At 72.8% G+C, this 13272-nt stretch carries 12 protein-coding genes and 1 pseudogene; 8 read left to right on the top strand and 5 right to left on the bottom strand.

Annotated features, from left to right (window positions below):
- The first annotated feature begins 34 nt into the window (after nt 1–34).
- The 7 genes from J7E25_RS14115 (at nt 35) to J7E25_RS14085 (ending at nt 8208) form a co-directional block, all read left to right on the top strand.
- The gene (locus J7E25_RS14115) at nt 35–1003 is read left to right on the top strand and encodes an iron-siderophore ABC transporter substrate-binding protein (protein WP_214870796.1); all 969 of its coding nucleotides are present in this window, start codon (nt 35–37) and stop codon (nt 1001–1003) included.
- Nucleotides 972–3104, top strand: coding sequence for an iron ABC transporter permease (locus J7E25_RS14110; RefSeq protein ID WP_214870795.1), 2133 nt, complete (start codon nt 972–974; stop codon nt 3102–3104). The genes J7E25_RS14115 and J7E25_RS14110 overlap by 32 nt, the downstream gene beginning before the upstream one ends.
- Before the next feature lie 103 nt (nt 3105–3207).
- The gene (locus J7E25_RS14105; RefSeq protein WP_214870794.1) at nt 3208–4164 is read left to right on the top strand and encodes a siderophore-interacting protein; all 957 of its coding nucleotides are present in this window, start codon (nt 3208–3210) and stop codon (nt 4162–4164) included.
- A gap of 4 nt (nt 4165–4168) precedes the next feature.
- Nucleotides 4169–5242 (top strand): iron ABC transporter permease, encoded by a 1074-nt coding sequence (locus J7E25_RS14100; protein ID WP_308164581.1) that lies wholly within the window; start codon nt 4169–4171, stop codon nt 5240–5242.
- Nucleotides 5239–6342: an iron chelate uptake ABC transporter family permease subunit gene (locus tag J7E25_RS14095; RefSeq protein WP_308164580.1), complete on the top strand. Its 1104-nt coding sequence runs from the start codon at nt 5239–5241 to the stop codon at nt 6340–6342. The genes J7E25_RS14100 and J7E25_RS14095 overlap by 4 nt, the downstream gene beginning before the upstream one ends.
- Entirely contained in the window at nt 6339–7151 is an 813-nt protein-coding gene (locus J7E25_RS14090; protein ID WP_214870793.1) for an ABC transporter ATP-binding protein, read from the top strand. Before J7E25_RS14095 ends, J7E25_RS14090 begins: the two co-directional genes overlap by 4 nt.
- A 37-nt stretch (nt 7152–7188) precedes the next feature.
- Nucleotides 7189–8208 (top strand): iron-siderophore ABC transporter substrate-binding protein, encoded by a 1020-nt coding sequence (locus tag J7E25_RS14085; protein ID WP_214870792.1) that lies wholly within the window; start codon nt 7189–7191, stop codon nt 8206–8208.
- 68 nt (nt 8209–8276) lie between these two features.
- Here J7E25_RS14085 and J7E25_RS14080 read toward each other — a convergent pair whose 3' ends face one another.
- The 3 genes from J7E25_RS14080 to J7E25_RS14070 form a co-directional block, all read right to left on the bottom strand.
- Complete coding sequence (locus J7E25_RS14080; RefSeq protein ID WP_214870791.1) at nt 8277–8669, bottom strand: Fe-S oxidoreductase; 393 nt, start codon at nt 8667–8669, stop codon at nt 8277–8279.
- A complete protein-coding gene (locus tag J7E25_RS14075; protein ID WP_214870790.1) occupies nt 8666–10168 on the bottom strand; it encodes an NAD(P)/FAD-dependent oxidoreductase in 1503 nt (500 codons plus the stop codon). The genes J7E25_RS14080 and J7E25_RS14075 overlap by 4 nt, the downstream gene beginning before the upstream one ends.
- An 84-nt stretch (nt 10169–10252) precedes the next feature.
- Nucleotides 10253–11107, bottom strand: a complete 855-nt coding sequence (locus J7E25_RS14070) for an arginase family protein (protein WP_214870789.1) — start codon at nt 11105–11107, stop codon at nt 10253–10255.
- A gap of 89 nt (nt 11108–11196) precedes the next feature.
- On the opposite strand from J7E25_RS14070, the gene J7E25_RS14065 reads away from it, so the two are divergent.
- Entirely contained in the window at nt 11197–12018 is an 822-nt protein-coding gene (locus tag J7E25_RS14065; protein WP_214870788.1) for an NAD(P)-dependent oxidoreductase, read from the top strand.
- 82 nt (nt 12019–12100) lie between these two features.
- Here the strand turns inward: J7E25_RS14065 and J7E25_RS14060 are convergent, their stop codons facing one another.
- Nucleotides 12101–12838 (bottom strand): PspA/IM30 family protein, encoded by a 738-nt coding sequence (locus J7E25_RS14060; RefSeq protein ID WP_214870787.1) that lies wholly within the window; start codon nt 12836–12838, stop codon nt 12101–12103.
- Between the two features lie 101 nt (nt 12839–12939).
- Nucleotides 12940–13272, bottom strand: a pseudogene (locus J7E25_RS14055) (hypothetical protein); the annotation flags it as partial.

Genomic DNA, 13272 nt, shown 5'->3' with positions numbered 1-13272 from the left:
GACGACCATGCCCGCGTGCCGATCGAAGGACACCATGAGAACACCCGCCATCGCCCTGACCGCGGTCGCCGCGGCATCCGCGCTGCTGCTCACCGGATGCGGCACGACCGAGAACGCCGGCGCAGAGGCCGCTGACGGCGCCGCGATCACGATCGTCGACGACCGCGGCGAGACGATCGAGCTCGCCGCTCCGGCGAAGGATGTCGTGGCGCTCGAATGGAACGCGGCAGAGAACCTCGTCGCGCTCGGCGTGATGCCCGTGGGCGTCGCCGATGTAGAGGGCTACACGACATGGGTCAAGTCGGAGACGCTCGACGACAGCGTGACCGACGTCGGGACGCGCGGGGAGCCCTCGATCGATGCGATCGCCGGTCTCGAACCAGACCTCGTCGTCACGACGACCGACCTGCCCGAGTCCGCGATCTCGCAGATCGAGGAGTTCGCGCCCGTGCTCGTCGTGTTCGGGGCCGACGCCTCGAACGGCATCGGCCAGATGGAGAAGAACCTCGAGAACATCGCGACGGCGACGGGCCGTGAAGACGAGGCGGCCGAGCTCATCACCGACTTCGAGCAGAAGGTCGCCGATGGCGCCGCCGCAATCGAGGCGGCCAGCCTCGGCGGGGCCGAGTTCGCCATGAGCGACGCGTGGGCGAGCGGCGGCCAGGTGTCGATCCGCCCCTTCGCGAAGGGCTCGCTGCTCTCGGATGTGACCGAGCAGCTCGGCCTCGTGAACGCCTGGACCGGCGAGGGCGATGCCGTCTACGGCCTTGCGTCGACCGACGTCGAAGGTCTGACCGCGCTCGGTGACCTCGAGTTCCTGTACATCGCCTCGGTGGAGCAGGATCCGTACACCGACGAGCTCGCCGGCAACGCGGTGTGGCAGTCGCTGCCGTTCGTGCAGTCCGGCAAGGTGCACCGCCTTCCCGACGGCATCTGGATGTTCGGCGGTCCCTCCTCGATGAACGACTACATTGACGCGGTCGTCGACACCCTCGCGGGCTGAGTCGGCGCCCACGTACGAGGCGACCGGCGCGGTCGCGGCGGCGGCGCGCGGCGCCGGCGCCTCCGGACGCGTCGGCGCCGTCGCGCTCACCGCCCTCGGGGCGGTGCTGGCGGCCCTCCTCGCCGCCGTGCATGTGACGCAGGGCGCGTCGAGCGTCGGGCTGCCCGAACTGCTCGGCCTCCTCGTCGGCGGCTCCGACGACCAGGCCGCTGCCGTGTTCGTCGCCTCGCGGATGCCGCGGCTGCTCGCGGGTGTGCTCGTCGGCGCGGCCCTCGGCGTGGCGGGCCTCGTCATGCAGACGGTCTCGCGCAACATCCTCGCCTCGCCCGACACGCTCGCGGTCAACGCCGGATCGTACCTCGCGGTCGTGGCGGTCACGGCCTTCGGCGTCGTGCTGCCCGCCGTCGGCGGAGGTGTGGTGGCGTTCGTCGGCGGCCTCGCGGCGGCGATCCTCGTGCTCGCGCTGTCGGCCGGTGCGCGAGGTGGCGGCACGGTGCGCCTCGTGCTCGCCGGTTCGGCGCTGGCCCTGGCGCTCGCCGCGCTCACGACGATGCTGCTGCTGCTCTTCCCCGAGCGCACCACGGGCCTCTACGCGTGGGGCAACGGCACCCTCGCACAGACGGGCATGGACCCGATATTCCAGCTCGGCCCCGTGGTGCTCATGGCTGTGGGCGCCCTGTTCGTGATCGCACGACCACTCGATCTCGTCGCGCTCGGCGACGACACGGCGACGACGCTCGGCGTGCGCGTGCGCCGCACGCGCCTCGGCGGCATCCTGATCGCCGTGCTCCTCTCGGCGGCGGCCGTGACCGTCGCCGGCCCGATCGGGTTCGTCGGGCTCGCAGCCGCGGCGATCGTGCGACTCGTCGCCGCGCGCGTGCCCGGCATGCAGCGGCACGTGCTGCTCATCCCCGCCGCCGCCGTCACGGGCGTCATCGTCGTGCTCGGGGCCGACGTGCTGTTACGGCTCGTCTTCGGCGGGCAGGCCGCCGTCGCGGTGCCGACCGGCGTCGTCACGACGATCTTCGGTGCGGTGTTCCTCATCGCCCTCGCGTTGCGCGCGAAGGCGTCGTCCGACGCTGCGGCGAGCGGCTTCGTCATCGGCGCGACGCTCCCGCCGCGTGCCCGGCTGCTCGTCATCGTCGGGGCGGCCGCGCTCCTCGTCGCGGTCGCGTTCGCCTCGCTCCTGCTCGGTGACGCGAAGCTGCTCGGCGGCGACCTCGTCAACTGGATCACGGGCCGCGCGGGCCCGCTCGTCGAGTTCGTCATGAACACCCGTGCCCCACGTGTGGCCGCCGCGATCCTCGCCGGGGCCGCACTCGCGCTCGCGGGCACCGTCGTGCAGGCGGTCGCCCGCAACCCGCTCGCCGAACCGGCGATCCTCGGCGTCACAGGGGGAGCGGGAGTGGGCGCCGTGCTCGTCATCACCGTCTGGCCGCTCGCGACGTTCCTGGGCGTCACGGCAGGCGGACTGCTCGGCGCGGTGCTCGCCGCGGCGATCGTCTTCGGGCTCTCCGCGGCCGGTGGGCTCGCGAGCACCCGGCTCATCCTCATCGGCCTCGGCGTCTCCGCGGCGACCGCCGCCACGACGGCGATGATGATCATCGCAACCGACCCGTACAACGCCGCCAAGGCGCTCACGTGGATGGCGGGCTCGACCTACGGTCGCACGGTGCCGCAGCTCGTGCCCCTGCTCATCGTCGGGCTGCTCGCGCTCCCGGTGCTGCTCTCGGCGCGACGCGAGCTCGACCTGCTCGCGTTCGACGACGACACCCCGCGAGTGCTCGGCGTCGCGCTCGGGCGCTCGCGATTCGGCCTCCTGGCCGTGAGCGTCGCGCTCACGGCCACGGCCGTCGCCGCCGTGGGCGTGATCGGGTTCGTGGGACTCGTGGCACCGCATGCAGCACGGGCCCTCGTCGGGTCCCGGCACGCCCGTGTGCTGCCGCTCGCTGCGCTCCTCGGCGCGCTCCTCGTGTGCGTCGCCGACACGCTCGGCCGCACGATCATCGCCCCCGCGCAGTTGCCGGCGGGCCTGCTCACCGCGGTGGTCGGCGCTCCGTACTTCGTGTGGCTGCTCTGGCGTTCGCGGCGAACGGCGTGAGGCGGCGAGTGGATCGGATGCCGCCCGGCGCGAGCCGCGGCATCCGATCTCCGGGTGCCCGTGGTGGTTCACGACCGCGCGACGCGTGTGCCAGACTTAGGTAATGCTAACCTCACTTGCCGATGTCGAGTCGCGCCCTCGTCCCGCCTACCGCGCCTACCGGGCGAACGTGTCGCGGGTCGAACGCCTGACGCCGCACTTCACGCGAGTGACGTTCGCAGGCGACGAGCTCGCCGGATTCGGCACCGCCGGGCTCGACCAGCGCATCAAGATCGTACTGCCGCTGCCCGAGGTGGGCTTCGCCGCGTTCCCCGAGGTCGATGACTGGTACGGCGCCTGGCGCGAGCTGCCGGCCGAGTCGCGCAACCCGTTCCGCACCTACACGGCGCGCGCCGTGCGCCCCGAGCTTCGCGAGGTCGACATCGACTTCGTCGGCCATGGCGACGGCGGCCCGGCCTCGGCGTTTGCGATGAACGCCGCGCCCGGCGACGAGATCGTGCTCATCGGACCCGACGAGCTGAGCGAGGGCCGTGCCACCGGCATCGACTGGCGCCCCGGCGTCGTCGACACCGTGCTGCTCGCGGGCGACGAGACGGCGGCCCCGGCGATCGCGTCGATCCTCGAGACGCTGCCGGCGGATGCATCCGGCGTCGCGCTCATCGAGGTGCCGAGCGCCGACGACGTGCTCGAACTGCGCCATCCCGCAGGGGTCGAGGTGCGCTGGCTGCCCCGCGCGATCGCCGACGCCGGCCACGGCGCAGAGCTCATCCCGGCCGTGCGCGACTGGGTCGTGCGCCACCTCGTGAGCCGTGCGGCCCTCGTGCCGAGCGAGGATGCCGCTGCGGCACTCGAGGCCGCCGAACGCGCCGACGCCCACGACGCGCCGTTGTGGGATGTGCCGGAGGGGCACAGCCTCGACGGCGCCTGCTACGCATGGCTCGCCGGTGAGGCATCCGCCATCACGACCCTCCGCCGGTTCCTCGTGCGTGAGGCCGGCCTCGATCGTCGCCAGGTGGCGTTCATGGGCTACTGGCGGCACGGCCGCGCCGAGCTCGACTGAGCCGGTGACCGAACGGATGTCGCGCATCGCGACGGATTCGCAGCGCCCTGCTGCGCCCATGAGCCGCGCCCGAACCGGCCGGCGGCTGCCCGCCGCGACGACGCTCACGCTCGCCGTCGGAGTGCTCGCCGGCGTCGCCGTGGCGAGTCTCGCGATCGGCACCAGACAGATGCCGCTCGACCTCGTCGTGAGCGCGTTCACCTCACCCGTGCCGGGCGATGCCGACCAGCTCGTCGTGCGAGAGCTGCGGCTGCCTCGCGCGGTCATCGGCATCATGGCGGGCGCGGCGCTCGGTGTCGTCGCCGCTCTCCTGCAGGGGGCGACGCGCAATCCGCTCGCCGACCCCGGCCTGCTGGGCATCAACGCCGGCGCATCGCTCGCGGTCGTCGCCGCGATCGCGTTCGTCGGCGTCGCCTCGCCGTTCGGCTTCATCTGGTTCGCCTTCGGCGGCGCAGCCCTCGCGGCAGCCATCGTGTTCGCGATCGGCTCCACCGGGGTGAGCGGCGCGAGCCCTGCGAAGCTCGCGCTCACGGGCGCCGCCGTCACGGCGGCGACGACGCCGCTCGTGACGCTCCTGCTCATCAGGGACGACGGCACCCTCCTGCAGTTCCGGTTCTGGTCGGTGGGCTCCCTCTCGGGCCGCGGCCTTGAGAGCGCCGCCGTGCTGTGGCCGTTCCTCATCGCCGGCCTCGTGCTCGCCGCGTGGCTCGCGGGCCGGCTGAACCTCCTCGCCCTCGGCGACGACGTGGCCCGCGGCCTCGGGGTGCGGCTCGGCACGACGCGGTTCGTCACGGCGATCGCCGTCATCCTGCTCGCGGGCACCGCGACATCCCTCGCCGGGCCGATCGCGCTGCTCGGACTCGCCGTCGCGCACGCCGCCCGAGGCCTCGTCGGCGGCGACTACCGGTGGATCACGCCCCTGGCCGCCGTCCTCGGCGCCATCGTGCTGCTCGCCGCCGACGTGATCGGCCGCGTCGTCGTCGCGCCCGCCGAGCTCGAGGCCGGCATCGTCGCGGCGATCGTCGGCGCACCCGTGCTCATCGCGCTCGTGCGCCGCACCAAGGGGGGCGGGCTGTGAGCATCGGCACATCGCTCGGGAGCCGCACCGAGCCGGGCATCGCCCGACCCGGGCGCACCGCGTCGGTCGAGGCTGTCGCGCTCCGGATCGGCGCGGTGCGCGCTCGGCGGCGCCGTCGCACGGCGGCCGTGCTCCTCGCCGCGGGCATGCTCGTGCTCGCCGCCGCCACCACGTCGCTCCTCCTCGGCGCGGCGGGACTCACGATCGCAGACGTGTTCGCCGCCCTCGTCGGGCAGGGATCGCCGAAAGCCGAGTTCGTGGTGCTGCGCCTGCGGCTGCCGCGGGTGCTCGCCGCCGTCATCGCCGGCAGCGCGCTCGGCCTCGGCGGCGCGCTCTTCCAGTCGACCCTCCGGAACCCGCTCGCGAGCCCCGACATCCTCGGCGTCACGGGCGGAGCGAGCCTCGCCGCCGTCGGCTCAATGCTCCTGCTCGGTCTCGAGGGGCCCGCGGTCGCGCTCGCCGCGTTCACGGGTGCACTCGTCGTCGCCGGGCTCATGTGGTCGCTCGCGTGGCGCGGCGGCCTCACCGGCATCCGCTTCGTGCTCGTCGGCATCGGCCTCGCCTCGATCGCGTCGGGGCTCCTCGGCTGGCTCATCACGCGAGCGGAGGTGCGCGAGGCATCCGAGGCGCTCGTCTGGATGGTCGGCGGCATCGCGAGCACCGGGTGGAGCGAACTCGTCACCTCGGGCGGGGCGCTCGCCGTGCTGCTCGCGGCGACCGTGGTCTTCTCTCCGCGGATGCGGCTGCTCGCCCTCTCCGACGACAGCGCGCGTTCGCTCGGACTCGATGCCACCGGGGCACGGGCGATGGCCGTGCTCCTCGGTGTCGCCCTCGTCGCCGTCGCCACGGCCCTCGCGGGCCCGGTGGCGTTCGTCGCGCTCGTCGCGGCGCCCGTCGCGCGGGCGCTCATCGGCCACGGGCAGGCTGCGCTCGCCGCCTCAGCTCTCGTCGGTGCCGTGATCGTGCTCGTCGCCGACCTCGTGGCGCAACACGCGTTCGTGGGCTTCGCCGTGCCCGTCGGCATCGTCACGGGCCTCATCGGCGCCCCCTACCTCCTCTGGCTCATCGCGAGGGGAAACCGGAAAGGATCCGACGGATGACCCGCTCCGCACCGCACGCACTGCGCGCTGAGTCGCTCACGCTCGGCTACGACGGCCGCGTCGTGATCGACGGCCTCGACCTCGAGATCCCCGACGGACGCATCACCTCGATCGTGGGTCCGAACGCGAGCGGCAAGTCGACGCTGCTGCGCGGCCTCGCGCGACTCATTCGGCCCGAATCGGGGCGCGTGACGCTCGACGGGCGCGACATCCGCTCCTACGGCGCACGCGAGTTCGCCCGCCGGGTCGCCGTGCTGCCGCAGCAGCCCGTGTCGCCCGACGGCGTGCTCGTCGCCGAGCTCGTCGCCCGCGGGCGGCATCCGCACCGCGGCTGGTTCGGCGGCCGCTCGAGCGACGACGATCGCATCGTCGCCGAGGTGCTCGAGGCGACGGGCACCGCCGAGCTCGCGGGCCGTGCCGTCTCCGAGTTGTCGGGCGGGCAGCGCCAGCGCGTCTGGATCGCGATGGCGCTCGCGCAACGGGCCGACATCGTGCTGCTCGACGAGCCCACGAGCTTCCTCGACGCGAGCCATCAGCTCGAGCTGCTCGACCTGCTCACCGACTCGAACCGCGAGCACGGAACGACGGTCGTCATGGTGCTGCACGAGCTCAACCTCGCGGCGCGCTATGCCGATCACCTCGTCGTCGTCGATGGCGGACGCATCGCTGCACAAGGCGAACCCGGCGACGTGATGACCGCGGAGACCGTCGGCGACGCGTTCGGGCTCGAGTGCGTCGTCACCCTCGATCCGGTCGCCGGCTCGCCGCTCGTCGTGCCCATCGGCCGATTCCACCGGGGCGAGTTCTGACTCGATCGACCCTGACCACCACCAAGAAAGGGAACACATGCAGTTCCGACGCACTTTCGCCGTCATCACCGCCACGGCACTCGCCGCCCTCGCCCTCACCGGTTGCGCAACGGCGGGTGAAGCCGACTCCACGGGGGGCGCGGCATCCGACGGCGCCTTCCCCGTGACGATCGAGCACGTCTTCGGCGAGACCGAGATCACCGCAGAGCCCGAACGCGTGGCGACTTGGGGCTGGGGCAGCACCGAGGCGGCGCTCGCCGTGGGTGTCGTGCCGGTCGCGATCGCCGAGCAGACGTATGCGGCGAACGACGAGGGCGTGCTGCCCTGGGTCGCCGACAAGCTCGAGGAGCTCGGCGAGGAGACGCCCGTCGTGCTCACCGACGACGGCGAGGCGCCGCCCTACGAGGAGCTCATCGAGGCGGCACCCGACCTCATCCTCGCGCCGTTCTCGGGCATCACCGAGGAGCAGTACGAACTGCTCAGCGAGATCGCGCCGACCGTGGCCTACGAGGGCGAGGCGTGGACCACTCCGTGGGAAGACGTCGTGACGACGGTGGGCGCCGCCCTCGGCCGTGACGCAGAGGCCGCGGCCGTGCTCCACGAGCTCGACGCACAGGTCGCCGCGCAAGCCGAAGCGCACCCCGAGCTCGAGGGCAAGACCGTCGCCGCGGTGTGGGATGTCGCGGGCACGTTCTACGTGTACCGTGTCGCCGATGCGCGCGCCGAGTTCCTCACCCGGTTCGGACTCGTGAACGCGCCGGCAGTCGACGAGCTCGCGAACGGCGACTCCTCGTTCTACTACACACTGAGCTACGAGGAGCTCGACAAGCTCGAGAGCGACGTCATCGTGAGCTACCACGACACGCAAGCCGAGGCCGATGCCTTCCTCGCCTCCGCGCCGATCCAGGCGATCCCCGCCGTGGCGCGCGGCCAGGTCGCCCAGGTGATCGGTTCCGAGCTCGTCGCCGCGGTCTCGCCGCCGACGGCGCTCTCGCTCACCTACGGCCTCGACGAGCTCGTCGCGTCGCTGTCCGCCGCGGTGCAGCCCGCGGCCTGACCGGGCTGCGCACCGCTCAACGACCCGGCCCGGACCTGCTGCACGGCAGGGTCCGGGCCGTTCGCGGTTCACCGCGCCCCGCGTCGCCTCGGCAGGTAGCCGCCGGCTTCGAGCCCGGCCTCGATCTCGAACCGGTTCTTCAGGGGGTTGCGGCCGGCGATGAGGTAGAGGAACGGGAAGAGCATGCCGTAGCGCTGCCATTGCTGCTTGTGCACGGCCTCATGGCCGAGCACGTGAACGCCCGTGTTGCGATCGGTGAGGTAGCAGCCGCCGACGCACGAACCGCCCCGGCCGAACGTCCACTTCGGCATGCCGGTGAAGATGAGGAGGCCGTCACGCACCTCGACGGGCCCCGTGCTCCAGAGGAACCCCCAGGTGAAGCCGACGAGCGTCGCGTACCAGTAGCCGGCGCGGCTGATGGGGGAGTCGGTGAGCCGCACGCGCAGCACCCGGCCGCTCACGCCGCGGTCTCTTCGGTCTCAGCAGGCTCTTCGTGCTCTTCGGACTCGGCCGGCTTCACGGCGCCGGGCCGGCCGAGTGCCTCGAGCAGTCGCAGCCACACCTCGCTCACGGTGGGGAAGGCGGGCACCGCGTGCCAGAGCCGGTCGACGGACACCTCGCCGACGATCGCGATGGTCGCGGCCTGCAGCAGCTCCGCGACATCCTGGCCGACGAAGGTGGCGCCCACCACCGTGCCGAGCTCGGTGTCGACGACGAGACGGGCGTGCCCCTCGTATCCGTCGGCGAGAATGCCGGCACCGCTCACGGCACCGAGATCGACGTCGGCGACGCGCACCGATCGGCCGGCTCGCTCCGCGCCCTTGGCGGTGAGTCCGACCGAGATACACTCGGGTTCCGAGAACACGACGCACGGCACCGCGGAGTGATCGGCCGTCGCGACGTGCGCGCCCCACGGTGCGGCGTCGACGGGGCGGCCGAGGGCGCGTGCCGCGATCACGTCGCCGGTGGCGCGCGCCTGGTACTTGCCCTGATGGGTGAGGAGCGCGCGGTGGTTGACGTCGCCCACGGCGTAGAGCCAGTCGTCCCCGTCGCCGTCGCTCAGGCCCTGCACGAGCATCGTGTCGTCGACCTCGAGCCAGGCGCCGGGCTCGAGCCCCACCGTCTCGATGCCGAGCGTGCCGGTGCGCGGCTTCCTGCCGGTCGCGACGAGCACCTCGTCGGCCGTGACCGTTGAGCCGTCGCCGAGCGTCACGACGACCTCGTCGGCGTCGTTCCGTTCGACCTTCACCGGTTCGACCCCGAGACGCACGGATGCCCCGAGCCCCTCGAGCCCGTGCGCCACCGCATCCCCGGCGAACGGCTCCATCGCGCCGAGCAGGCCGCTGCGGGCGAGCACGGCGACCTCGGCGCCGAGCCCTGAGTAGGCGGTCGCCATCTCGACCGCGACGACCCCGCCGCCGATGATCGCGAGCCGCGCGGGCACGTGCTTCACGCTCGTGGCGTCCCGGCTCGTCCACGGCCGGGAGTCGGCGAGCCCGTCGATCGGCGGCACGACCGGGTCGGAGCCGGGCGCCACCGCGACCGCGTGACGGGCGACGAGCGTGAGCTCGGTGCCGTCGGGCCGTTCCACGATGACGCGGCGCGGCCCGTCGAGGCGGCCGTGGCCGCGTTCGAGGTCGGCGCCGATGCCCGCCAGCCACTCGACGTCGCCGTCATCCTTCCAATCCGACACCCAGTAGTCGCGCCGGCGCAGCACGGCGGCCACATCGAGCTCGCCGGTGATCGCCTCTGCGGCCCCCGGGACGCGCTTCGCGGCGCGGAGCGCAGCGGGGCTGCGGAGCAGCGTCTTCGACGGCACGCACGCCCAGTTCGTGCACTCACCGCCGAGCAGCTCATGTTCGACGAGCACGACCTCCAGCCCCGCGGCCTTCGCCCGATCGGCGACGTTCTCTCCGACCGGTCCGCCGCCGATGACGACGACGTCCACCTCCCGCTCCATCCCGACTCCTTCCGGCTGGCCGGCCCACGCCGAGCACGCCTGGGTTCAAGCCTAGGCAGATGCTGGGCTCGGGGCATCCGCGATTCACGCGACGTCGGCGGTGGCTCCCGACGTGAGCGCAGCGACGAGGCGGAGGATCGTCGGCAGGTCGTCGGCGGCCGCGTCGAGCGAGCTCGGTGCGAACCCGGCGATCGCGGCGCCGGCGAGCGGGAATCGCGCCACCACCGCGCGCAGGAGCGCGGCGAGCTCGGGGGCGGCGATGCCGAACGGCATCGGATACGAGAGACCGGCGAGCGCGGAGGGGTCGAGCACGTCGAGATCGACGTGGACGAAGACGCGCGACGCGCCGGTCGCCTCGAGCGCGGCGATCACCACGGTCGGGTCGGAGAGGTCTTCGACGGTGAGCACGCTCACGCCGTGCTCGTCGATGAAGCGGCGCTCCTCGTCGTCGATCGCGCGGATGCCGCCCAGCACGAGCCGGTCGGGGGAGATTCGCGTCGACTCGTCGAGGGCGAGTCCGTCGGCGCCCTCACCGGTGATCGCGCGCAGCGTCATGCCGCCGAAGCCGCCCGAGGGGGATGACTCGGGCGTGTTGAGATCGGGGTGCGCGTCGAGCCAGAGCACCGCGAGATCGCCGCCGGTGCGGGCCGAGGCGTGTGCGACCGCGGCGACGGATGACCCGCAGTCGCCGCCGATCGTGATCGCGAGGTCGCGCACCTGATCGAGTGCCCTCGCGGTGAGCTCGCGCACCCGCAGGAGCGTGCTGTACCTGAGCACGCCCGTGCCGAGCGCCTCGCCCGCCTCGATCGGCACCTCGACGAGCTCCGTCGCAGAGGAGGGAAGGTCGCCGAGGATGGCGATGGCGCCGTCGGCGTGGCTCATGGCGCGGACGGACACGGAACCTTGCCACATGGGCACGACGACGAAAGTAGCGGGCATGACTCCAAGTATCGCGCCGCGCGGAGCCCGTCGGCCAGTGCGCGCGAATTCGGACGCCGGTCGTCGGGGGTCGGCGCTAGCGTTGCCCCATGGAGACGAACGCGCGGCCGCTCCGCGATGAGGTGTGGGCGATCACGGGGGCATCCGGGCGAATCGGCACGACCCTGCGCGCGGCCCTCTTGCCCGAGGTGTCGCGGCTCGTGCTCATCGACGCCGTGCCGCCCGAGGGCGTCGACCCGCGCGAGCGCGCATTCGAGGTCGACCTCGCCGATCCGGCGGCGCTGCGGTCCGCGCTCGCGGGAGTCCACGGCGTCGTGCACCTCGCGGCGGTTCCCGACGAGGCCGATTTCCACGACCTCGTCGAGGCGAACGTCATCGGCACGTGGCACGTGTTCGAGACGGCTCGGCAGGCCGGCGTGCGACGAGTGGTGCTCGCGAGCACCGCCCGTGTCGTCGGCATGTACGAGGCGGGACAGCAGGTCGACGTGACGATGCCGCCGAGGCCCGACGGCCTCTACGCCGTGACGAAGGTCGCCGCCGAGCAGATCGGCCGCCTCTACGCCGAGAAGTTCGGCATGGAGGTCGTCGCGCTCCGCATCGGCGGGTTCAAGGAGTTGCCCGATGGTGCTCGCGACCTCAGCATCTGGCTGAGTCCGGCCGACGCGGCGCGCGCGTTCCTCGCTGCGATGCGCCACGAGCCGGTGGGGTTCGAGACCGCGTTCGCCACCTCCGACAATCGCGACGGCTGGTTCGACCTCGAGTCCGCGCGGCGCCTCGGGTTCGAGCCCGAAGACGACGCATCCCGGCACCGCGACGAGATTCCGGGCCGGCCCGCGCCCGTCACGAGCGGCCCGATGGGCGGGTCGCTCGCGAGCCCCGAGTTCACGCTCTCGAAGCAGCGCCCGTTCTGACCGGCGGATGCCGCGGGGCGCCGGCATGCGAACGGCCGCGCCGCGCGAGTCGATCGCGCTGCGCGGCCGTCGCCGGATCCGCTCAGTGCGAGATGGCGCCCTGAGCGGTGCCGCCGGCCTTCAGGGCGGCCAGCCGGGCATCGACCTCGGTGAGCTCGCCGAGGTCGTCGAGCTCGTTGAACTGGGCGTCGAGGCTCGAGGCGGCGAGTTCGGCCTGTCCGCGCACGACGGCCTCCTCGCGACGGATCTTGTCTTCGAACCGCCCGATCTCGCTCGTGGGGTCGAGGATGTCGATCGACTTGACGGCGTCCTGCACCTGGCGCTGGGCCTGGGCGGTCTTCGCCCGTGCGACGAGCTCGGAGCGCTTGTTCTGCAGTTGAACGAGCTTCTCCTTCATGCCGTTCAGCCCCGACTTCAGCTTGTCGACGACCTCGGTCTGCGCGGCGATCTGCGGCTCGGCGGCCCTCGCCTCGTTCTCCGACGAGATCTGGCGGCTGAGCGCGACCTTGGCGAGGTTGTCGAACTTGTCGGCGCCGGCGGCGTCGCCGGAGCTGCGCAGCTCGTCGCCCTTGCGGCTCGCCGCGACGGCCTTGTCGCCCCACTCACGCGCCGCCTCGATGTCTTCGCGATGGTCGTCTTCGAGGAGGCGCAGGTTGCCGATCGTCTCGGCGATCGCGGCCTCGGCGTCGGCGATGCTGTTGGTGAAGTCGCGCACCATCTGGTCCAGCATGAGCTGCGGGTCTTCAGCCTGGTCGATGAGGGCGTTGATGTTGGCTCGCAGGAGCTGCGAGATCCGTCCGAAGATGGACTGCTTTGCCATGGTCGTTCCTTTCGTCGTGGTCGTCGTGGTCGTCGTGTCGGGTGTAGCCGGTCTTCAGTGGTCGCGCGCGGATCGCAGGCTCGGCCGGAGGGCGCGGGAGGTCAGAATCGGCCTCCGCTTCCGCGACGGGAGCGCGTGCCCGAGCCCCCGAAGCTGCCGGGCGATCGGCCGGAACTGCGGCCCCCGCCGCCGAAACCGCCGCCGCCGAAACCGCCGCCGCCGCGGCGGCCGCCGCCACCCCCGCCGAGCACCGAATCGATGAGGATGCCGCCGAGCACCGCACCGAAGATGTCGCCGCCGCTCGAGCCGCGCCCCGCTGCGCTGCCGCCCAGTCCGCCCAAGCCGCCCAGCTCTCCCAACCCGCCCATGCCGCCGCCGAAGCCGCCCACGTCGCGCTGGGCGAGCGACATCGCCTCGCTCGCGAGCCGCTCGGC

Origin of the sequence: Agromyces sp. ISL-38, from assembly GCF_018613935.1 — a bacterium.
Lineage (GTDB): Bacteria > Actinomycetota > Actinomycetes > Actinomycetales > Microbacteriaceae > Agromyces.
The sequence above is the reverse complement of the archived record's forward strand: the minus strand, read 5'-3'. Positions and strand labels throughout refer to the sequence as shown.

Bases quoted from the DNA above. Each gene is read 5' to 3' on its own strand.
- J7E25_RS14085 (WP_214870792.1), top strand. From the start codon at position 7,189: ATGCAGTTCCGACGCACTTTCGCCGTCATCACCGCCACGGCACTCGCC.
- J7E25_RS14060 (WP_214870787.1), bottom strand. From the start codon at position 12,838: ATGGCAAAGCAGTCCATCTTCGGACGGATCTCGCAGCTCCTGCGAGCC.
- J7E25_RS14090 (WP_214870793.1), top strand. From the start codon at position 6,339: ATGACCCGCTCCGCACCGCACGCACTGCGCGCTGAGTCGCTCACGCTC.
- J7E25_RS14105 (WP_214870794.1), top strand. From the start codon at position 3,208: ATGCTAACCTCACTTGCCGATGTCGAGTCGCGCCCTCGTCCCGCCTAC.
- J7E25_RS14075 (WP_214870790.1), bottom strand. From the start codon at position 10,168: ATGGAGCGGGAGGTGGACGTCGTCGTCATCGGCGGCGGACCGGTCGGA.
- J7E25_RS14065 (WP_214870788.1), top strand. From the start codon at position 11,197: ATGGAGACGAACGCGCGGCCGCTCCGCGATGAGGTGTGGGCGATCACG.
- J7E25_RS14070 (WP_214870789.1), bottom strand. From the start codon at position 11,107: ATGCCCGCTACTTTCGTCGTCGTGCCCATGTGGCAAGGTTCCGTGTCC.
- J7E25_RS14115 (WP_214870796.1), top strand. From the start codon at position 35: ATGAGAACACCCGCCATCGCCCTGACCGCGGTCGCCGCGGCATCCGCG.